Annotated in this window: 12 protein-coding genes; 8 read left to right on the plus strand and 4 right to left on the minus strand. The window is 67.2% G+C overall.

The window, feature by feature from the left end; translation table 11 throughout:
• Positions 1 to 61 precede the first annotated feature (61 nt).
• From ABWO17_RS15825 to ABWO17_RS15835, 3 genes are all read right to left on the minus strand, one after another.
• Complete coding sequence (locus ABWO17_RS15825) at positions 62 to 2,953, minus strand: bacteriohemerythrin (RefSeq protein ID WP_353120224.1); 2,892 nt, start codon at positions 2,951 to 2,953, stop codon at positions 62 to 64.
• Positions 2,954 to 3,249: 296 nt separating this feature from the next.
• Entirely contained in the window at positions 3,250 to 3,939 is a 690-nt protein-coding gene (locus tag ABWO17_RS15830) for an XTP/dITP diphosphatase (RefSeq protein ID WP_353120226.1), read from the minus strand.
• Positions 3,940 to 4,172: 233 nt separating this feature from the next.
• The gene (locus tag ABWO17_RS15835; protein ID WP_353120228.1) at positions 4,173 to 5,972 is read right to left on the minus strand and encodes a two-component system sensor histidine kinase NtrB; all 1,800 of its coding nucleotides are present in this window, start codon (positions 5,970 to 5,972) and stop codon (positions 4,173 to 4,175) included.
• Positions 5,973 to 6,235: 263 nt separating this feature from the next.
• Between ABWO17_RS15835 and rimO the strand changes: the two genes are divergently transcribed.
• The 8 genes from rimO (at position 6,236) to glmS (ending at position 19,154) form a co-directional block, all read left to right on the plus strand.
• Positions 6,236 to 7,585, plus strand: coding sequence for a 30S ribosomal protein S12 methylthiotransferase RimO (gene rimO / locus ABWO17_RS15840; RefSeq protein ID WP_353120230.1), 1,350 nt, complete (start codon positions 6,236 to 6,238; stop codon positions 7,583 to 7,585).
• A gap of 199 nt (positions 7,586 to 7,784) precedes the next feature.
• The gene (locus tag ABWO17_RS15845; RefSeq protein ID WP_353120232.1) at positions 7,785 to 9,860 is read left to right on the plus strand and encodes a RecQ family ATP-dependent DNA helicase; all 2,076 of its coding nucleotides are present in this window, start codon (positions 7,785 to 7,787) and stop codon (positions 9,858 to 9,860) included.
• A complete protein-coding gene (locus tag ABWO17_RS15850) occupies positions 9,861 to 10,895 on the plus strand; it encodes a DNA-processing protein DprA (protein WP_353120234.1) in 1,035 nt (344 codons plus the stop codon). It begins immediately after the preceding gene.
• 609 nt (positions 10,896 to 11,504) lie between these two features.
• Entirely contained in the window at positions 11,505 to 13,238 is a 1,734-nt protein-coding gene (locus tag ABWO17_RS15855) for a 30S ribosomal protein S1 (RefSeq protein WP_353120235.1), read from the plus strand.
• Entirely contained in the window at positions 13,222 to 14,115 is an 894-nt protein-coding gene (sppA, locus tag ABWO17_RS15860) for a signal peptide peptidase SppA (protein WP_353120237.1), read from the plus strand. Before ABWO17_RS15855 ends, sppA begins: the two co-directional genes overlap by 17 nt.
• A 136-nt stretch (positions 14,116 to 14,251) precedes the next feature.
• Positions 14,252 to 15,217 carry a GNAT family N-acetyltransferase gene (locus ABWO17_RS15865; RefSeq protein ID WP_353120239.1) on the plus strand — a complete coding sequence of 322 codons (966 nt, stop codon included), beginning with the start codon at positions 14,252 to 14,254 and terminating at the stop codon, positions 15,215 to 15,217.
• Between the two features lie 238 nt (positions 15,218 to 15,455).
• On the plus strand, positions 15,456 to 17,003 hold the full coding sequence (gene malQ, locus ABWO17_RS15870; protein WP_353120253.1) for a 4-alpha-glucanotransferase: 1,548 nt from the start codon (positions 15,456 to 15,458) through the stop codon (positions 17,001 to 17,003).
• Positions 17,004 to 17,330: 327 nt separating this feature from the next.
• The gene (glmS, locus tag ABWO17_RS15875) at positions 17,331 to 19,154 is read left to right on the plus strand and encodes a glutamine--fructose-6-phosphate transaminase (isomerizing) (RefSeq protein ID WP_353120241.1); all 1,824 of its coding nucleotides are present in this window, start codon (positions 17,331 to 17,333) and stop codon (positions 19,152 to 19,154) included.
• A 237-nt stretch (positions 19,155 to 19,391) separates the two neighbouring features.
• On the opposite strand, the gene ABWO17_RS15880 is transcribed toward glmS, so the two are convergent.
• Positions 19,392 to 20,474, minus strand: coding sequence for a Gfo/Idh/MocA family protein (locus ABWO17_RS15880; RefSeq protein WP_353120243.1), 1,083 nt, complete (start codon positions 20,472 to 20,474; stop codon positions 19,392 to 19,394).
• Positions 20,475 to 20,503: the final 29 nt, after the last annotated feature.

The raw sequence follows: 20,503 nt of genomic DNA on the forward strand, positions 1-20,503 counted from the left end.
AAGGCGGCCCGGCATGCCGGGCCGCCTTTTACCGCCTTCTCCCTTCATCTTGCCCGCGCGCCTACTCCACGCCGCGTTCACGCAGGAAGGCCTCGTACCGCTTGTCCACCTTCATGATGTGCGACACCAGCCAGTCCACCAGTCCGCGCAGTATTTCCATGACCACCGTGGGGTTGCCGCCCGCCGCCTGCTTTTCCCACTCCAGCACCCGCTGCACGAAACGTCGGTGCACGTCCTTGTGCTGCGCTGCTTCCGGGTAGCCGTGCAGGTCGAACAACCGTTCCTCGTACCCGAAGTGCTCCACGGTGTAGGCCTTCAACTGCCCGAACACCTCGAGCACGGCGGCCATGTCGCTGGTGCGCGCGGCGCGGTGCACGGCGTTGATGTAGTCCACCAGCTTCTTGTGCTGCACGTCGATGCTGGACAGGTTGGACAACTCGTCGGTCCAGCGGATCAGGGTCTCGTCGCTGGCATCGGACATCAGGGCCACGCCGTCCTCCCCGGCGCAAATGACCTCGACCATCGAGAACATTTCCTGCACCTGGGCAAAGATGTCGTTGAGCGTGCCGGTGAAGCGGGTCATGGCCGCGGCGGTTTCCCCGGCGATGCGGTTCACCTCGTCCACGCTGCGCCCCACCACCTCGCTGGCGGCCGCCTGCTGGCCGTTGGCGGCGGCGATGGACTGGACCATGCCCGCCGTTTCGTCCACCTGCGAGACGATGCGGGCCATGGCCTGCCCGGCGGCCTCTGCCGACTCGGCGGATGCCGTGGCATCGCGGGCGGCCTGTTCCACGGCGGCGATATTCTCCCGCGTGTGGCCCTGAATGCGCGCCACCGTCTCGCCCACTTCGCGGGTGGCGGTCATGGTCTTTTCGGCCAGCTTGCGCACCTCGTCGGCCACCACGGCGAAGCCGCGCCCGGCGTCACCGGCGCGGGCCGCCTCGATGGCCGCGTTCAGCGCCAGCAGGTTGGTCTGGTCGGCGATGTCCGAAATCAGCGACATGACCTGCCCGATGTTCTCGGCCTCCACGCCAAGGCGCCCCATGGCCTCGTTCAGCCGCTGGATGCGTTCGCGGATGCCGTTGATGGCCGCCACGGTCTCGCGCATCCCGCGCGCGCCGTCGTCCGCGTTGCCCCGCGAAAGGTCCGCCTGCTCGGCGGCCCTGCGGGCGTTGTCGGTGACGTTGGCCACGGTCACCCGCATGTCGGCCACGGCCTCTGCCGTTTCGTCCATGCGCTGGCGCTGGGTTTCCACCCCGCCGGTGACGGTGTGCACCTGGCTGGTCAGGTCGGCGATGGAGTGCGAGACATGCTCCGACACGGTGCGCGTCTTGCCCGCCGCGCCGGTCATACGCTCCATCAGGCGCTTGATGCGCGTCTCGGATGCGGTGGCGTTCTTCATGGCGTCCTGGGCTTCGCGGGCCATGCGCGCGGCTTCCCGCCCCTGGGCGTCGGCCTCTTCGATGCGCTGGCGCAGGTTCTGCACCATGCGCTCGATGGAGTGACGCAAGGCGTCCAGTTCCGGGGGATATGCACCTTCGGGGTGCGTATCCAGATCGCCCTTCGCCACGTCACCCGCATAGGCGCACAGCCTGCGCAGCGGCGTGGAGATCGTGGCCACCAGCATGAAGGCAAATGCCGAACCCAATGCCACCGCCAACAGCAGGACGATGGCGACGCCGGTCAGCATCCTGTGCTCTGCCTTGTCGCTCACGGCGGCTATGTCACTCGCGGCGGCAAGCGCTTCATCGGTGTCTATTTCCGCGACAAGCCCGTAGGACAGCCCGTCGATATGCAACGGTTGCCACGAAGCAAGGACGGTCTTTCCCCGGTAGTCGGTACCGGTTCCATCTCCGGTATCGCCTGCCAGGGCCTTGCGCGCGACTTCCGTGTCCACGGTGTCCGCAAGCATGGTCCGCCTGTCCGATGCGCGCAGCACGGACCGTGTCTTCCTGTCGCTGCCGACAAGATAGGTTTCGCCGGTCTTGCCAAGGCCCACGTCCCCCCACTTGCCTTCGGAGGTCATGATGCGGTTGATGCCGGTCTCGTTGATGCGGAAGGCAAGCACGGCCAGCACCTTGCCGTCGCCATCCCGCACCGGGGTGGCCATGAAGGCAGAAGGCGCGTTGCGGGCAGGTTCGTACGGGGCGAAGTCGCCCAGTTCCACGGGATAGGACCCCGGCACCGCAGTTTTTCCCGAATGGTTGGCCATTACCCGGCGAAAGACCTCTGCCAATCCGGAATCCTTGTAGGGACCGGTGAGCAGCGAGGTGGCGAAGTCCGGCTGCTTGCACACGCTGTACATGATGACGCCCGTAGCAGGTTCCACAAGCAGGATGTCCCCGTAGTTGAACGTCTGCACGAACTGCCGCAGGAAGGGGTGATAGCGGGCATGCAGCGCATTGTACGTGATGCGCAGCGGGTGTTGGGTAAGGTTCTGGCGCTGGTCGGGCGGGTTGGGGTTGCCCGGCGCAACGGCGTACATGGCTTGCAGCAGGATGCCGCTGGTCGTTTCCGGCAGGTAGCGTTCCGGGGCGCGTGCGGCATGGCCGGGGGGGTACGGGGCAAAGGGGGCACCCAGGTAGTCCGCACCGGCATAGCCTTGCAACAGGGCACTCCTGGCCCCTTCGGGCGTCAGTTGCCCCTGCGACTCCCGATCCGCGGCGTGGAACGCCGAAGGTATCTCCCGCGCGACGTCGTGCACGGCAATGTCCGCAGCCAGCGTATGTAGCTGGTTGCGCATGCGGCGGAACATATCCTCCACGTGCAATGCCTTGGAGCTGCGGATGCTCGACAATTGGTCCGTGGCCCGCTGCCGTATGGCCGTCACGCCCGCAGCATTGACGCTGCGCATGGCATCAGAACCGAAATACCACAGCAGCCCTGCCGTCAGCAGGCAGGTAAGCACCTGGGCACCAATGAACCCCCCAAGCAATTTCAAACGCAGCGTCATGCCATCCCCTCGTCGTTCCGGTCGTCGGGCCAGGGCGAAAGGCGTCCGGCCTCCGCACTGTCAATATAAGGGAGGGCGGGGGAGAAGGAGCAATGATTAGACTGCGCGGGGCGTGATAATTCGCGGGGTGCCGCCTTGAACGGGGGCTGGACGCGTGCCGCATGAACGGAAAAGGGGCGTGCCATCTGAGAGGGGTGGCGAGGCAGGCAGGCGGCCCCGCGCATGTGCAGCGCCCCGCGCCGCCGGATGAACCGGAACGGGCGGGGCGCGTTCAGTGCGGATGCGTGCGGCGCGGGCTAGCTCTTGCCGCCCGCAAAGGCGGGCCACATTTCCAGCAGGCGGCGCAGGGCCTTGCCCCGGTGGCTGCGGGCGTTCTTTTCGTCGCGGGTAAGGGTGGCGGCGGTGCGGCCCAGCTCCGGGTCGAAGAACAGCGGGTCGTAGCCGAAGCCGTTGTCGCCCTGCGGGGCGGCGGCCACGCGGCCTTCCCAGGCCCCGGCGGCGGTGATGTGGCGCCCGTCCGAGGCGCAGGCGGCTATCACCGAACGGAACCGCGCCGTGCGCTGCGCATCGGGCACGTCGGCCAGGGCGGCCAGAAGTTTTTCGTTGTTGCGGGCGTCGGTGGCGGGCACGCCGTCTTCGGCGGAATAGCGGGCGGAATACACGCCGGGTGCACCGCCAAGGGCGTCCACCTCCAGCCCGGAATCGTCGGCCACGGCGATGCGGCCCGTCAGTTCGGCCACGGTGCGCGCCTTCAGCAGGGCGTTTTCCTCGAAGGTGGTGCCGGTTTCTTCGATTTCGCCGATTTCGGGATAGGCGTCGAGGCCGACCACGGTGACACCGGTATCTTGCAGCATGTCGTTCAGTTCGCGGATCTTGCCCGCGTTGCGGGTGGCCAGCACGATGACGGCGGTGTCATTGGTAATGTTCGGGGGGGTGCTGTTCGGAGGGGTAATGTTCGTGGGGGTGCTGTTCGGGGGGGTGGTCATGGCGTGTCGATGATGTTCGAGGTTGGGGTGAAGGCGGCGGGCAGCCCCACGGCACGGGCCAGGCAGAAGGCCGCCGGGCGCGGGGGCATGCGAAAGCCGCGCGGTGCGCATTGTGCGGAAGAATCGGCCCGGAGGCAATAGCGTGCCGACAGGCTGCGGGCAGAGCCCGGCGTGGCCAGACTGGCCAGATTGGCCAGACGGGACAGGGCCGGGCCAGACGGGCCGACGTGTGGTCAGCCCCTCATGCCCTCGCCCGCCGGGTCGTCCCGCGCGGGTTCCGTCGATTGCGGCACGGCCAGCAGCGGCAGCAGATACAGGGTGATGGTGGTGCCCTTGCCCACCTGGCTTTGCAGGTCCACCTTGCCGCCCATTTCCTCGATGATCTTGCGGCTCATGGCCAGGCCGATGCCCGCGCCCTTCTCCTTGGTGGAGAAGAACGGGCTGAATATCTTGTCGTGCAGTTCCGGCGGAATGCCCACGCCCGTGTCCGCCACGGCCACATACACATGCTGCTGGTTCATGCCGGTGCGCACGGTCAGGCGGCCACCGTCGGGCATGGCTTCCTGCGCGTTCTTCACCAGGTTGATCAGGCACTGCTTGAGCATTTCGCCGTCGCCGTGGGCCTTGGGGATATCCAGCGCAAGCTGCATGTCCACCGTGATGCGCCGCTGGTCGAAGCCCATGCTCATCAGTTCCATGGTCTGGCGGGACAGCAGGTTCAGGTCCACTTCGCCCGTGCGGGGCGAGGTGGGCCGGGCAAAGTTGAGGATGGACTTCAGGATGGTGTCCAGCCGCCGCGACTCTTCCAGAATCACCTGCACCTTGCCACGCGCGGCCTCGTCCAGCGAGGGCGAGCGCAGCAGCGAATTGGCAAAGCCGCCGATGGCGAACAGCGGGTTGCGGATCTCGTGCGCCACGTAGGTGGACAGTTCGCCGATGGCGGCCATCTTTTCGGCCTGTTGCAGGCGGATTTCCATGTTGGTGCGGTTGGTGATGTCGCGCCGCATCTCGATGACCCGCGTCAGTCGGCCCGCATCGTCGGTGACCGGGTAGGTGTACACCCGGAAATACTGCACCCGGCCATCGTCGTTGACCCTGGTGTGGATGCGCTCCGCCTTGTGCCCGGTGCTCACGGTTTCGCGAAAGGTGCAGCCGCCGTGTTCGGGCGGGCAGCAGAAAGAGGCGCCGTCCAGTTGCCAGCAGCAGGTGCCGATCCAGTCGTCCTTGGTGCCGCCCTTGCGTTGCAGGATGTTGCGGTTCAGGTCCACGATGCGGCCTTCGGTGTCCAGCAGCAGGATGTCCTCGTCCACCTGGTCGATGAGCGTGGCGAACAGGTCGCGCGCCTCGCGCAGGTGCAGGTTGCAGGTGGAGCACAGCTTTTCCGAGGCCAGCATTTCCCACACCCACAACGCGCCGCCCGCGTCCAGCAGCGAAACCCCGGCGGGGGCCGCCGCGCGCAGGTCGGCCATGTGGCGGCCATCGTCGGTCAGGTCGATGACCAGGCGCAGTTCGGGCCGGGCCGCGAACAGGGCGGCGGCGTCATCGAAGCGGGGCACCCCCCCGGGCGCGGGCGGCGCGGGGGGCAGGCCCGCGCGGGCCTCCAGCACGGCGAGGGGCGGTGAAGTGGGCAGCGGCGTGCGGCACTCGTGCGGCGTACCCGTGGCATCGGGTGCGCTCAGCGGCTGGCAGGCGTGATGTGCCAACGCTTCGTGGTCCTGCCCGGTCAGCAGCATGCCCGCCAGATGCACCCACGGAAAGCCCTGGAGAAAATCGGGGCGTTGCAGCAGCCCGGCCACCGGGCGCAGGGCGCGGCCCACCCCGGCCAGCGCCACGGGAAAGGGGCGGCGCGGCGCAGCGTACCCTTCCGTTTCGCCCAAGGCAGCGGCACCGACGGGGGGCACGTCTCTTTCGCCCTGTCCGGCATGCATCTGGCCGCATTCGGGACAGCCGGTCGAGGGACGGGACGGTGCATCGCCGGGTTCCGGCGTGGCGGTGTGCGGTGTGCGGGGGCCGGAAGAGGGCTGCGTGGTCATGCGGGGCTCCTTGGGCCGGGGAGTGATGGCGGCGGACGTCCTGCGCGAATGCCGGGATGGAGCATGCTCCACGCCCGGCCTGCCGGACGCGGGGCTTGCGCCCGGCGCACATTGCGGGTACGCGGCACCCAGCACCACGCCCACGGGCCATTCTGCGGTTTCCGCCGCAGGCGTCCGAAGGCGCATCGGCTTCCGTGGCACGGCATGTGCCGCCACGGGGCGTGTGGTACCCTCCATCCTTCCCATACCCGGAACGTCATCCAATGATAAGTGTTTATTCCGTCAGCCTTGGCTGCCCCAAGAACCGCGTGGACACCGAACGCCTGCTGGGCGCGCTGGGCACCCCCGTGCATCCCGTGGCCAGCATGGCCGAGGCCGACGTGGTGCTCGTGAATACCTGCGGCTTCATCCTTCCCGCCGTGGAAGAATCGGTGCGCACCGTGGTGGAGGCCGTGGACGAGATTTCCGGCCTGGCCCGGCGGCCCCTGCTGGCCGTGGCCGGGTGCCTGGTGGGCCGCTACGGCGAGCGCGATCTGGCCGCCGAACTGCCGGAGGTGGACCTGTGGCTGCCCAACCAGTCCATCGAGACATGGCCGGACCTGCTGGCACGGGCCGTGGGGGGCAGGATGACAGGGGTGACCGGCGCTGGCACCGTGGCGCCCGGCTACGCGGGGGGCACGCGGCTTCTGTCCACCGGGCCGTCGTACGCCTGGCTGAAGATCAGCGACGGGTGCCGCCACAACTGTTCGTTCTGCACCATCCCTTCCATTCGCGGCGCGCACCGCTCCACCCCGGCGGCGGAACTGGAACGCGAGGCGCGGCAACTGCTGGGCATGGGCGTGCGCGAACTGATCCTGGTGGCCCAGGACGTCACCGCCTGGGGCGGCGATCTGGATGGCGCAAGCGGCAAGGGCGACCTGCGCCCCCTGCTGGACCGGCTGCTGCCGCTGGCGGGGCTGGACCGGCTGCGCCTGATGTACCTGTACCCCGCCGGACTCACCGACGACCTGCTGTCCTACCTCGCGGCGGCGGGCGCGCCTTTCGTTCCCTATTTCGACGTGCCCCTGCAGCACGCCCACCCCGACGTGCTGGGCCGCATGGGGCGCCCATTCGCCCGCAACCCCCGCGTGGTGGTGGAACGCATCCGCAAGCACTTTCCGGACGCGGCCCTGCGCACGTCCATCATCGTGGGCTTTCCCGGCGAGACGGAAGAACACTACGCCGCGCTCACCGACTTCGTGGTGGAGACGCGCTTTCATCACCTTGGCGTGTTCGCCTACCGGGCGGAAGAAGGCACCCCCGCCGCCGCCATGCCCGACCAGGTGGACGACAAGGTGAAGGAATGGCGGCGCGATGCGCTGATGGAAGTGCAGGCCGAAATCAGCGAGGAGATCATGGAATCCTACGTGGGACAGCGATTGCCCGTGCTGGTGGACGCCCCCCACGACGAATGGCCCGGCCTGCACACCGGCCGCACCTGGTTCCAGGCCCCGGAGATAGACGGGGTGACCTACGTGAGCGGGGCAGGGGTGGTGCCCGGCGCGCTGGTGGAGGCGGACATGGTGGAAGCCCGGACCTACGATCTGGTGGCCCTGGCCGAGCCGGAAGACTAGGTGCGGTTTCCGGAACGCCCCTTTGTCCCTTGCCTTGCGCTATTCTCCCTTGGCTTCCGGCCCGAAGGGCGCGGGCGCGGTACGCGGGCGTCCGGTGGTACGCGGGTGCCTTTCCCCGGCGGGGGCGTGTCCGTATGCTGGCGACGCATGCGCATCGCAGCCGTGATGCAGACACCCTTTCACGCTTCGGGGAGTGGACATGACCTATTCGCATGAACGGGCGCTGGAACTGCTGCGCGCCGGGTCCGGGCTGGCCGGGGCGGAATTCCGGGACGGGCAGGAAGACGCCATCCGGCACGTGGTGGAAGGCCGGGGGCGCCTGCTGGTGGTGCAAAAGACGGGCTGGGGCAAGAGCTTCGTCTATTTCATTGCCACACGCATGCTGCGCGACGCCGGTCAGGGGCCCGCGCTGCTGGTGTCGCCCCTGCTGGCGCTGATGCGCAACCAGATCGCCGCCGCCGAACGCATGGGCGTGCGGGCCGCCACCATCAACTCGGACAACCGGGACGACTGGGCGGACGTGGAGGCGCGGCTTGCCCGGGACGAGGTGGACATCCTGCTCATCTCGCCGGAGCGGCTGGGCAACGACTGGTTCCAGGCGCAGGTGCTGGGCCCGGTGGCGGATCGGGTGTCGCTGCTGGTGGTGGACGAGGCGCACTGCATTTCCGATTGGGGGCACGACTTTCGGCCACACTACCGGCTGCTGGGGCGCATGGCCGCCAACCTGCCCCCCACCGTGCGCCTGCTGGCAACCACGGCCACCGCCAACGACCGGGTCATGGCCGACCTGGCCACCGTGCTGGGGCCCAGGCTTGCGGTATCCAGGGGCAACCTGAACCGCAACTCGCTGACGCTGCAAACCATCCGCCTGCCGGACCGGGCCGGGCGCCTGGCCTGGCTGGCCGAGCGGCTTGACGAACTGGACGGGCACGGCATCATCTACACCCTGACGGTGCGCGATGCCGGGCTGGTGGCGGCATGGCTGCAACAGCGCGGGTTCAACGTGGCGGCCTACACGGGCGAAACCGGCGAGGACCGGGAACGCCTGGAGCAGGAACTGCTGCACAACCGGGTCAAGGCCCTGGTGGCCACCACGGCGCTGGGCATGGGCTACGACAAGCCGGACCTTGCCTTCGTCATACATTTCCAGACGCCGGGGTCGGTCGTGGCGTACTACCAGCAGGTGGGCCGCGCCGGACGCGCCCTGCCCGCCGCCTACGGCGTGCTGCTGAGCGGGCCGGAAGAAGACGACATCAACGACTGGTTCATCCGCAGCGCCTTTCCCACCCGCGCCGAGGTGCAACAGATTCTGGATGCCCTGGAAGGCGCGCCGGACGGGCTTTCGACCCCGGAACTGATGATCCGCGTGAACATGGGCAAGGGCCGCATCGACAAGGGCATCACCCTGCTGTCGCTGGAATCGCCCGCGCCCATCGCCAGGCAAGGCACCAGGTGGCAATTGACGGCGGCGCCGCTGTCCGAGGCGTTCTGGCAGCGGGCGGAACGCCTGACGGCGCTGCGCCATGCGGAAAACGCGCAGATGCAGGAATACGTGGACCTGCCCTTCGGGGGGCACATGCAGCATCTGGTGCGGGCGTTGGACGGGGACGTGGCGGACATCACGCCCCCCACGCTGCCGCCCCTGCCGGAAGCCGCAGACCCCGCGCTGGTGCACGAGGCCATGGCGTTCCTGCGCCGGGGCAACATGCCCATCGAACCCCGGTTGCAGTGGCCCGTGGGCGGCATGCCGCATTGCGATGTCCGGGGCAGGATTCCCGCCGCCGAGCGGGCGATGCAGGGCATGGCCCTGAGCGCGTGGTGCGATGCAGGCTGGGGAACCACGGTGCGGCAGGGAAAGCACCGGGACGGGCGCTTTGCCGATGAACTGGTGGACGCCTGCGCCGCCATGGTACAGGGATGGGATCCCCAGCCCGCGCCGCAATGGGTGACCTGCATCCCTTCGCTGCGCCACCCGGACCTGGTGCCGGACTTCGCGCGCCGTCTGGCAGCACGGCTGGGCTTGCCGTTTGTTCCGGCATTGGAGAAGACGGAAGACAGGCCGGAGCAGGCAACCATGGGCAACAGCGTGCAGCAGGCGCGCAACGTGGACGGTTCGCTGGGCCTTGCCGATGTTCCCCTGCCCGCCGGCCCCGTGCTGCTGGTGGACGACATGGTGGATTCGCGGTGGACGCTGACCGTGGCCGCCTGGCTGCTGCGCCGGGGCGGCAGCGGAGAGGTGTGGCCGGTCGCGCTTTCCCGGACAGGTCAGGGATAGATGAACGACACCCTTTCGCTGAATACCAGGGCCATCCTGCTGCTGACGGCCCCACTGCTGGTGGGGTCGGGTTCCATGGGCTACGGCGGCCCGGCCGCGGAAGTGCTGCACCTTGGCGAGTACAAGCGCCTTGCCCGTCGCCTGCGCGAGCTTTCCCGCCAGCCCGCCGACCTGCTGGCGGCGGACGGGGAGGCGCTGTGCGCGGACTGCGCCGACATCGTCGAGCCGGAGCGCCTGCGGCGGCTGCTGGGACGCGGCTTTCTGCTGGGGCAGGCGGTGCAACGCTGGCAGGCCAGGTCCATCCGGGTGGTCAGTCGTGCCGACGCCGCATATCCCGCCCGCCTGAAGGGCCGGTTGAAGGAAAACAGCCCCCCGGTCCTGTATGCCTGCGGCAACCTGTCGCTGCTCGAACGGGAAGGGCTGGCCGTGGTCGGCTCGCGCAATGCGGACGATGCCCTGCTGGACTACGCGGCGGGTGTGGGCGGTCTGGCCGCCGCAGCAGGGGTGGTGCTGGTATCCGGCGGCGCGCGGGGCATCGACGAGGCGGCCACCGGCGGAGCACTGGCAGCGGGCGGCACGGCGGTGAGCGTGCTGGCCGAAGGGCTGGAGCCGCGCGCCCTGCGCCGTGAAAATCGCAACGCCATAGCGGAAGGTCGCCTGCTGCTGCTTTCGCCGTATGACCCCAACGCGGCCTTCAACGCGGGCAACGCCATGCAGCGCAACAAACTCATTCATGCGCTGTCGAACGCGGCACTGGTGGTCTGCTGCGATGCGGGCAGGGGCGGCACCTGGGCCGGAGCGCAGGAGCAGTTGGACACGCTGCGGCTGGTGCCGGTCTACGTGCGCGCCACAGGCACGCGCCGTGACGGGCTGGAGGCGTTGAGCGCCAAGGGGGCGCACCCCTGGCCGGAACCCGCCGACCCTGCCGCGCTGACGGCACTGCTGCGCCACCCCGTTGCCGCGCCGCCCAGGGTGCAGGCGCTGTCGCTGCTGGATGCCGCCGCGACGACGCCCCCGGAACCCACCACCGAATAAGGCGTACCAGCGGGCACGGGGCGCCCCGACGAAGCGACAGGTCTGTCCGGGGCGTAACGGGCTGAGCCCCAGCCATCCGTCCAACCGTGCGGGGAGCCGTTCGCGCAGCCGCCCTCCCGGCAACGGGACGGGCTTGCGGCAGTGCCGCTGCCCCCGGTCGATGAACTTCCGGTACTGGTCCACCGGGTGCGGCCGCAGTTGTTGCACACCCCGAAGAAAGAGGACGAGGTGCCCGCCGCGCTGGGAGTGGCCGCCGGGCTGGCTCGTGCCTGGCTGGAATTGCTGCTGGCCTGGGGGGGTGCTGGAAAAGGGCGGGCACCCCGTGACGTACAGCCTGAAACACCGCCCGCAACCCTGACGGCGTTCTGCCGCGCTTCATGGCGACAGGCATGGCGTCTGGGCATAGCGGCTGGCATGGCGTCTGGCATGGCGTCTGGGCATGGCGGATACGCGCACCGTGCCACCCTTGTTCCCGTCGCGCCCCACCGTCTCTTTCTTTCCCGCCACCTGTCCGCCGCGGCTCGCGCGGTTGTCATTCCCGGGGCATTCTGCTATGCAGACCAATCCCGCTCTTTGGGCGGGAAAATTTGCGTCGGTTGGAGGAAACGTATGACAGCAACCCCCGAAAACATGGAAAACGCCGCTCTTGAAATGGATCTGAGTTTCGAGAGCGCCCTCGAGAATTACCTCAGCTCCGATTTCGGCGACCTTGAAGAAGGGTCGATCATCAAGGGCGAGGTGGTTCGCGTGGATGAGGACAGCGTCCTCATCGACGTGAACTTCAAGTCCGAAGGGCAGATTTCCGCTTCCGAGTTCAGGGACAGCACCGGCAAGGTCAACATCGCCGTGGGCGACAAGGTGGACGTCTTCGTCGTTCGCAAGAACGAGATGGAAGGCACCATCACCCTGTCCTTCGAGAAGGCCAAGCGCATGCAGCTCTTCGACAAGCTCGAAGAGATTCAGGAAAACAACGGGGTCATCACCGGCCGCATCGTGCGTCGCATCAAGGGTGGCTACACCGTCGATCTCGGCGGCGTCGAAGCCTTCCTGCCCGGTTCGCACGTGGACCTGCGCCCCGTCCCCGACATGGACGCGCTGGTCAACCAGGAATACGAATTCCGTGTTCTCAAGATCAACCGTCGGCGCAGCAACGTCATCGTTTCCCGCCGCGTCCTGCTTGAAGAGGAACGCGATTCCAAGCGTCAGGATCTGCTGCGCACTCTCGAAGAGAACCAGATCGTCACCGGCAAGGCCAAGAACATCACCGAATACGGCGTGTTCGTGGACCTTGGCGGGCTGGACGGCCTGCTGCACATCACCGACATGTCCTGGAAGCGCATCCGTCACCCGAAGGAACTGGTCACCCTTGGCCAGGAACTGCAACTGAAGGTGCTCTCCTTCGACCGCGACAACCAGAAGGTGTCGCTGGGCATGAAGCAGCTGGTGGCCGACCCCTGGCAGGACATCACCGCCAAGTACCCCGAAGGCGCCAAGCTGCAGGGCCGCGTGACCAACCTGGTGGACTACGGCGCGTTCGTCGAGCTGGAGCCCGGCGTGGAAGGCCTGGTCCACATTTCCGAAATGTCGTGGACCCGCAAGCTGCGTCATCCGTCGCAGATGGTGCGCGTGGGCGACGAAGTGGAAGTGGTCATCCTCGGCGTCGATCAGGACAAGAAGCGCATCTCCCTCGGCATGAAGCAGGTCAAGCCGAACCCGTGGGAAGTTGTGGCCGAAAAGTACCCTGAAGGCACCGTCCTTGAAGGCGTGATCAAGAACATCACCGAATTCGGCATGTTCATCGGCATCGAGGACGGCATCGACGGCCTGATCCACGTGTCCGACATCAGCTGGACCAAGAAGATCCGCCATCCCAACGAAGTGTTCAAGACCGGTGACGTGGTGCAGGCCAAGGTGCTGACCGTCGACCAGGAGAACGAAAAGTTCACCCTCGGCATCAAGCAACTGACCGAAGACCCGTGGACCCACGTGCCTTCGCGCTACCCGGTGGGTGCGCTGATCGAAGGCACCGTGACCAACATCACCGACTTCGGCCTGTTCGTTGAAGTGGAAGAAGGCATCGAAGGCCTGGTCCACGTCTCCGAAATCAGCCAGAAGAAGATCAAGTCGCCCTCCGAGATGTTCAAGGAAGGCGTGGTCATTCAGGCCAAGGTCATCCACGTCTCCGCCGAAGAACGTCGCCTCGGGCTGTCCATCAAGCAGCTCAAGGACGAGGAAGAACGTCGCAAGCCCAAGGAATTCCGCGCCGGCCCCGCTGATACGGGCGGCCAGAACCTTGGTGACCTGCTGAAGCAGAAGCTGGAAGAGGATGCTTCCGACAGCTAGACCCTCCTTCAGCCAGCGGCATCCGTTCATCTTCGGATTCCTGCTCATTCTGGCGGCCGTTGCCCTCTTCATGGGGGCTTCGGCCGCCTTGCGCCATCTGACCGGCGGCGCGGGTCCGTTCGCGGGCCCGCGCGTCGGGGTGGTGCGGGTTGAAGGCATGATCACCGACATTTCCAAGACCACGGCGTGGATGGATACGCTGCGCGACGATCCCACGGTGCGCGGCGTGCTGCTGCGGGTGGATTCGCCGGGCGGCGGCGTTGCCGCATCGCAGGAACTGCTGGAGGCCGTGCGCCGCATGTCCAGCGTGAAGCCGGTTGTCGTGTCCATGGGTACCGTGGCCGCGTCCGGCGGGTACTACATCTCGCTGGGGGCCACGCGCGTCATCGCCAACCCCGCCACGCTCACCGGCTCCATCGGCGTGAAGATGGAACTGCCCAACGTGCAGGGCCTGATGGACAAGCTGGGCCTGGCCCGGCAGACTCTGGTTTCCGGCGACATGAAGGACGCAGGTTCCCCGTTCCGGGCCATGACCCCGCAGGAGCGCGAGTACCTGCAAGCGCTGGTCATGGACATGTACGACCAGTTCGTGACCGAGGTGGCCAATTCGCGCAACCTGCCGGTGGAAAAGGTGCGCGCCGTGGCCGACGGCCGGGCGCTGACCGGGCGGCAGGCCCACGAACTGGGACTTGTGGACGCCCTGGGCAGCATGGACGTGGCCCTGACCGACTTGCAGCAGCTTTGCGGCATCACGGAGCGGCCAGTGCTGGTGGAACAGCCCAAGCCTTCCTCGTGGCTGCGCGACGCGCTGGAAACGGTACTGGACCTGCAACCGGCGTCGCGGGTGGTTACGCCCGGTTTCCTGTACGCATATTAGCCGCAACGGCAAAGCATCGAAGCAAATGTTCCGCCCCTGCCGCCCACGCCGCAGGGGCTTCCGTTTTGGGGCGGCCCAGCATGTATGGTTCGCAGCACAAGAGAGTGGTCATGAATTCGGGAACCGGGAGACAGCCGTGATCAAGCTCGATGCCGCATACCACCAGCCCTTCACTTTCGCGGTAGCCCCGGCGTGTACCGCCCATCAGGATCGGCTGGCCCGCTGCCTGCGGCTGGAGGCGGCCTGCTTCGCCGCGTGGCCCGCGCAGGAGGAAGAACGGCGGGGCAACCTGCTGCTGCGCGCGGCCGGGGGCTATTCCATGCGCATCAACAGCGGCGTGCCGTTGCTGCCTGCGGGCACTGGCGTTGCGTGGGACGAAGGCCACGTGCGTGATGCCGAGGCATGGTTCGCCGCGCGGGGCCTGCCCGCGCAATTCAGGGTGCCGGAGCCGCTGGAAGGCGAGGCGACGGAATGCGCTGCCGAAATGGCCGGACGCGCCGCAACGGTGGCACCCCATTGCGACGCGGGATGCGGCCTTGATCCCGTGCTGGCCGCCATGGGCTACACCGCCACCGACCCCACGCTGGTGCAGGAACTGAACCTGGTGAACTGGGCCGAGGGCGCGGAAACCGCCCCCCATGGTTCCGCAGTCCGGTCCGTGACAACGTCCACCGTGCCCACCACGCCCTCACCATCCCGGCAGTGCGCCATGGTGGACCACGCCGCATGGCTGGCCGCAGAGGGTGCAGTGCGTGGCCGCACCGGCAGCGCCACGGAAAATCCCGTGCTGCGCATTCTGCTGGCCACCCTTGGTTCCGCCGGTATGACATGGCTGCTGTCCGTGAACGGGCAGCCCGCCGTCTGCGGCCTTGGGGTGCGCACGGGCGACGATTACGGCATCTTCGCCGTGGTGGCCCGCCCGGACCTGCGGCGGCAAGGCCACGGACGCGCACTGGTTGCCGCCATGCTGATGGCTGCCCGGCGTGAGGGCGCACGCAACGCCTGGTTGCAGGTGGGGCAGGGCAATGCGCCCGCCCGCGCGCTGTACGAGGGGCTTGGGTTCACCACCAGCTACGGGTACTGGTACCGCGTGCTGCGGTGACGCTGTCGTGCGGGAACGGTGCTGTCCCATACGTTTCCGCCTGGCCTCGCCCGGCAGCGCTCGGCTTGGCCCGGCCCCGTTTGTCCCAGTCCGGCCCCGCGTACCTCCCCTCCCGATGCGCAGCACCTCGCGCCCCTTCCCGCTACCACCCTGTCTACGCGCATGGCGCGCGGTTTCCGTTCATGCTAGCGTCGCAGTCGGATGCATCCATCGCCCCGCTCGACAATGATCCGGACGCATCTTTCGCCGCCGCACATGTTTCAAGGAGCACGCCATGACCCGACCGGTCCGCGCCAGCGGCATCCTGCTGCACATTACCTCACTGCCCTCGGCCTTCGGCATCGGCGACCTTGGCCCGGCGGCTCGTGCCTTCGCGCGGCTGCTGGCCGGGGCCGGACAGACGGTGTGGCAGTTCCTGCCGCTTGCGCCCACCTCCACGTTCATCGGCAACTCGCCCTATTCCAGCCCCTCGGCCTTCGCGGGCAATACCCTGCTGGTCAGCCCCGAACGCATGGCCGAAGAAGGCTTTGTCTCGTGGGCCGACGTGGACGCCGGGACGGAACAGTTCCGGGACGTGTCGCACGATCCGATCCGGTTCGAAGCCGTGGAGGCACACCGCCGCATCCTGTTGCGCGCCGCGTGGGAACGCAACCGACACCAACTGGGCATGGACACCGCCTACCTGCGCTTTTGCCGGGGCAACGCCCACTGGCTGGACGACTACGCGCGGTTCACGGTGCTGAAGGAACGCTTCGGCGGGGCAGCCTGGACCACCTGGGACGAGCCCTTCGCCCGCCGCCACCCGGACGCCCTGACCCTGCTGGACGCGCAGGAGGTCGCCGCGCTGGATCACGTGCGCTTCTGCCAGTACCTGTTCTTCCGCCAGTGGTACGACCTGCGGGCCGCCTGCACCGACCTTGGCGTGCGGCTGGTGGGTGACGTGCCCATCTACGTCACCCACGACAGCGCCGATGTGTGGGCCAACCCCGGCTATTTCCGGCTGGACGAGGATTTCGCCCCCACCCACGTGGCAGGGGTGCCCCCGGACTATTTCAGCGCCACGGGCCAACGCTGGGGCAACCCGGTGTACGACTGGGACGCCCTGCGGCGCGACGGCTTTGGCTGGTGGGTGCGCCGTGTGGCGCACAACCTGCGCATGGCCGATATTGTGCGGCTGGACCACTTCCGGGGCTTCGCGGGGTACTGGGAAATACCGGCGGAGGAGGAAACTGCCATCAATGGCCGCTGGGTGGATGCGCCGGGCATGGAACTGTTCGGCACGCTGGCCCGGCGGTTCACGGCGCTGCCGCTCATTGCCGAGGATCTGGGCGTGATCACCGCCGACGTGCGCGAATTGAAGGCGACCTTCGGCCTGCCGGGCATGAAGGTGTTGCAGTTCGGCTTTGGCGGCGACCCCGCCGACAACCCGGATGTCCCCTTCCGGCACGAGGCGCGCAGCGTTGTCTACACCGGCACCCACGACAACGCGCCCACGCGGGCATGGTTTGAAGCTGCCCCGGCGCATGAGCGGGCGCGGGTGGAAGAATACGTCGGGCACGCCATTGCCCCGCACGAGGCCCCCGGCGTGCTGCTGCGCCTGGCCATGGGCAGCGTGGCGGAACTGGCCGTGGCCCCGGTGCAGGACGTGCTGGGGCTGGGGGCAGAGGCGCGCATGAACACCCCTTCGGTGGCGGCGGGCAACTGGGCCTGGCGGATGACGCCGGAACAGATGGACGCCGGACTGTACGCGGAACTGGGACGGTTGACGCGGTTGTTCGGGCGGTAGCGCGGGCGCGCCTTTGTCTGGCACCCAAGCGCCGTGCACAGCGCATGCGCGAACCGTCTGTGCCACCCGTTCCGGCAGGCCGCATTCTTGCGCGCACCACATTTTCCGCGCCGCCGCGTGCCCCCACACCAGTTGCGAACCGTGCCGCAAACCTGATACATGCCACACCGCGAGGAATCGTTCGGGCGGCATGCGCCGACCGGGAAGATTCCCGCACCGGCCGCCGCCTTTTCCGAAAGCTTGCGGCCCTCGCCCACACCTTCCGGCGGCCACCCAGGCCGTCGCCGCGCGGCCTGCGCCGCGCCTCTGCCAAGGAGCACACCACCTATGTGCGGCATCATCGGATACGCCGGTCATCGTCCCGCCGTTCCCCTCATCATAGAAGGCCTGCGCCGCCTGGAATACCGGGGCTACGACTCGGCGGGGGTCGCCTTTGTCCAGAACCGCGAACTGGTCACCGTGCGCGCCGAGGGCAAGCTTTCCGCCCTTGACGAAAAGCTGGCGTCCTGTCCCAACACCGTGGCCACCACGGGCATGGGGCACACCCGCTGGGCCACCCACGGCATTCCCGTGGAACGCAACGCCCACCCGCACAAGTCCAACGACGGCGGCCTCGCCATCGTGCACAACGGCATCATCGAGAACTACGCGGAACTGAAGGCCGACCTTGCCGCCAAGGGCTACGTCTTCCATTCCGAAACCGACACCGAAGTGCTGGCCAACCTCATTTCCGAGGGCCGCAAGCACAACGCGACCATGCTCGACGCCTTTGCCTGGGCGCTGCGCCAGGCCCACGGGGCCTACGCCGTGGCCCTGACCACGCCCGAAGAGCCGGAAGTGCTCTACGCCGCGCGCCTGTCCGCCCCGCTGATCCTGGGCGTGGGCACCGGCGAGAACTTCGTGGCGTCCGACATCCCCGCCTTCCTGCCCTACACCCGCGACGTGGTGTTCCTGGAAGACGGCGAACTGGTGCGCATAGACGCCAACGCGTGGAAGGTCATGCGCATCGCCGACCTTTCGCCGGTGGAAAAGACCGTCAACCACATCCAGTGGGACATGCAGGCGGCCCAGAAGGGCGGCTACAAGCACTTCATGCTCAAGGAAATCTTCGAGCAGCCCAAGGTCATCACCGACTGCCTTGCGGGCCGCGTGGACTGGAACCGCATGGAAGTGACCCTGCCGGAACTGGCCGCGCTGCCCGTGCCCAAACGGTTGCACATCGTGGCCTGCGGCACCTCGTACCATGCGGGCATGTGGGGCAAGCACCTGCTGGAAAGCTGGGCCCGCGTGCCGGTGAACGTGGAAATCGCCTCTGAATTCCGCTACCGCGACATCATCCTGGACCCGGCGGACATGGTGCTGGTCATCAGCCAGTCGGGCGAAACGGCGGACACCCTGGCCGCCCTGCGCATAGCGCGGGAGCACGGGGTGAAGGTGGCGGGCCTGTGCAACGTGGTGGGTTCGTCCATCGCGCGCGAGGCGGACGCGGTCATCTACACCCAGGCCGGGCCGGAAATCAGCGTGGCCTCTACCAAGGCCATGTGCAGCCAGATGGTGCTGCTGACCCTGATGGCCCTGCACTGGGGCCGCAGCACCGGCGCCCTTTCCGAAACGGTGCGCGCCAACGTGTTGCAAACCCTCAGGAAGCTGCCGGACCAGTTGGAAACCGTGCTGCCCGCCATGCGCGACGAGGCGCAGGTGCTGGCCCGCACCTACTCCAAGGCCAAGAGCTTCTTCTACCTGGGGCGTGGCCACTGCTTCCCGCTGGCACTGGAAGGCGCCCTGAAGCTGAAGGAAATCTCGTACATCCATGCAGAGGGCTACGCATCCGGCGAAATGAAGCATGGCCCCATCGCGCTCATCGACCCGGATTTTCCCACCTTTGCCCTGGCGCTCAACGACGAGCTGTTCCCCAAGGTGAAGTCCAACATCGAAGAAGTGCAGGCCCGGCGCGGCAAGATCATTGCCCTGACCAACCCCGGCGTGGAACTGAAGGTGGACCACCCCTGGTCCATCCCCGACGCTTGGGGGCCCATGGCCGCCTTTCTGGTGCTGCCCGCCCTGCAACTGTTCAGCTACGAGGCCGCCGATTACCTCGGCAAGGACGTGGACCAGCCGCGCAACCTCGCCAAGAGCGTGACGGTGGAATAGCGCCCCCTGCCCGTTCATCATGAAGGCCCCCGAAAGGGGGCCTTTTTATTTGGCCTATGACCAGCCGCAATCGCCATCAGCCTCGCGATGGTATCCTCGGAAGAAAGAAACCCGACAGAGTTCAAAAAGGCTCCAGACCATCGGGCACGCCCTGATGATCCGGAGCCTTGAAAATCGACACCCACGAACGACATGCGCACCGGGCGCAACATGCCCGCTGCGCTCCCCGCGCGGCACCTACCTGGGGTGACCGATGCCCAGACGGCACTTGCGGGGGGCAAACCGCAGGAAGACTTCCTTTCCGGTTTCGACGGATTCGTAGATGGCCATGATCAATTCCAGACTGCGGCGGCCTTCCAGACCGTCCACCAGCATCTTGCCGCCCGTGTTCAGGCATTTGACGATGTGTTCGTAGTAGCTGCGGTGACCAAAGCCATACACGTCAGGCGGGTTGGTCGAATAGTTCGCCATCACGTCTTCATCGCTGGGCAGGGGACGGGAGAACGCCCAGCTTTCGATCTTGTTGACGGCGTACCCGCCGATGACGACGTTTCCGAGTTCGCCCAGTACCGACAATGATCCTTCAAGATCCTTGGGGCGGGTTGCATTGGTGGCCTCTATGATGCCGAGCGCTCCATTGCGGAACCGCAGCACCACCACGGCCGTGTCCTCCGCCTCTATGTCCACCAGCGCCCGCGTGCTTTTGGCGAACACGCTTTCCACGTCACCCATCATCCATTCCAGCAGATCAAGGTGATGGCTGGCCTGGTTGGACAGCACCCCGCCGTCAAGAGCCCAGGTGCCCCGCCATGCATCCTGGTCGTAATAGGCCTGCGTACGGCACCAGCGTACCCGCACCGTACCGAGAACCAGGCGACCGAACCTGCCAGCCTCCAGGGCCTCGCGCAGTTTCTGCACCGGCAGGTTGAACCGGTTCTGCTTGATGACGAACAGCTTGATGCCGTTGGAGTCGCAGGCGTGGATCATGGCGTCCGCATCATCCAGGGTGAGGGCCATGGGTTTTTCGACGATGATGTGTTTTCCGTAGGGGGCCAATTCCAGGGTGTGGCGGGCGTGGTTGCCGCTTTCCGTAAGCACCGCCACGGCGTCCACATCGTCCTTCAGGAAGCGCATCATCTCGTGCATGTCGGTAAAGGCGGGCACCTTCCATTGGGCGCCAGCGGCCTCGGCCCTTTCGGGACGGATGTCGCAGACGGCGGCAAGGCTTGCCCCCTGAATCATTCCCCCACCCAGCAATTCGCAATGCCGCTTGGAAATGCGACCGCATCCGACCAGAGCTATTCGTATCACGTCATTCACCTGTTACCCGTGATTTGCGACACGCTGTG

The organism is Nitratidesulfovibrio sp., assembly GCF_040373385.1.
Lineage (GTDB): Bacteria > Desulfobacterota > Desulfovibrionia > Desulfovibrionales > Desulfovibrionaceae > Cupidesulfovibrio.

Bases quoted from the DNA above. Each gene is read 5' to 3' on its own strand.
- ABWO17_RS15825 (WP_353120224.1), bottom strand. From the start codon at position 2,953: ATGACGCTGCGTTTGAAATTGCTTGGGGGGTTCATTGGTGCCCAGGTG.
- ABWO17_RS15830 (WP_353120226.1), bottom strand. From the start codon at position 3,939: ATGACCACCCCCCCGAACAGCACCCCCACGAACATTACCCCTCCGAAC.
- ABWO17_RS15835 (WP_353120228.1), bottom strand. From the start codon at position 5,972: ATGACCACGCAGCCCTCTTCCGGCCCCCGCACACCGCACACCGCCACG.
- rimO (WP_353120230.1), top strand. From the start codon at position 6,236: ATGATAAGTGTTTATTCCGTCAGCCTTGGCTGCCCCAAGAACCGCGTG.
- ABWO17_RS15845 (WP_353120232.1), top strand. From the start codon at position 7,785: ATGACCTATTCGCATGAACGGGCGCTGGAACTGCTGCGCGCCGGGTCC.
- ABWO17_RS15850 (WP_353120234.1), top strand. From the start codon at position 9,861: ATGAACGACACCCTTTCGCTGAATACCAGGGCCATCCTGCTGCTGACG.
- ABWO17_RS15855 (WP_353120235.1), top strand. From the start codon at position 11,505: ATGACAGCAACCCCCGAAAACATGGAAAACGCCGCTCTTGAAATGGAT.
- sppA (WP_353120237.1), top strand. From the start codon at position 13,222: ATGCTTCCGACAGCTAGACCCTCCTTCAGCCAGCGGCATCCGTTCATC.
- glmS (WP_353120241.1), top strand. From the start codon at position 17,331: ATGTGCGGCATCATCGGATACGCCGGTCATCGTCCCGCCGTTCCCCTC.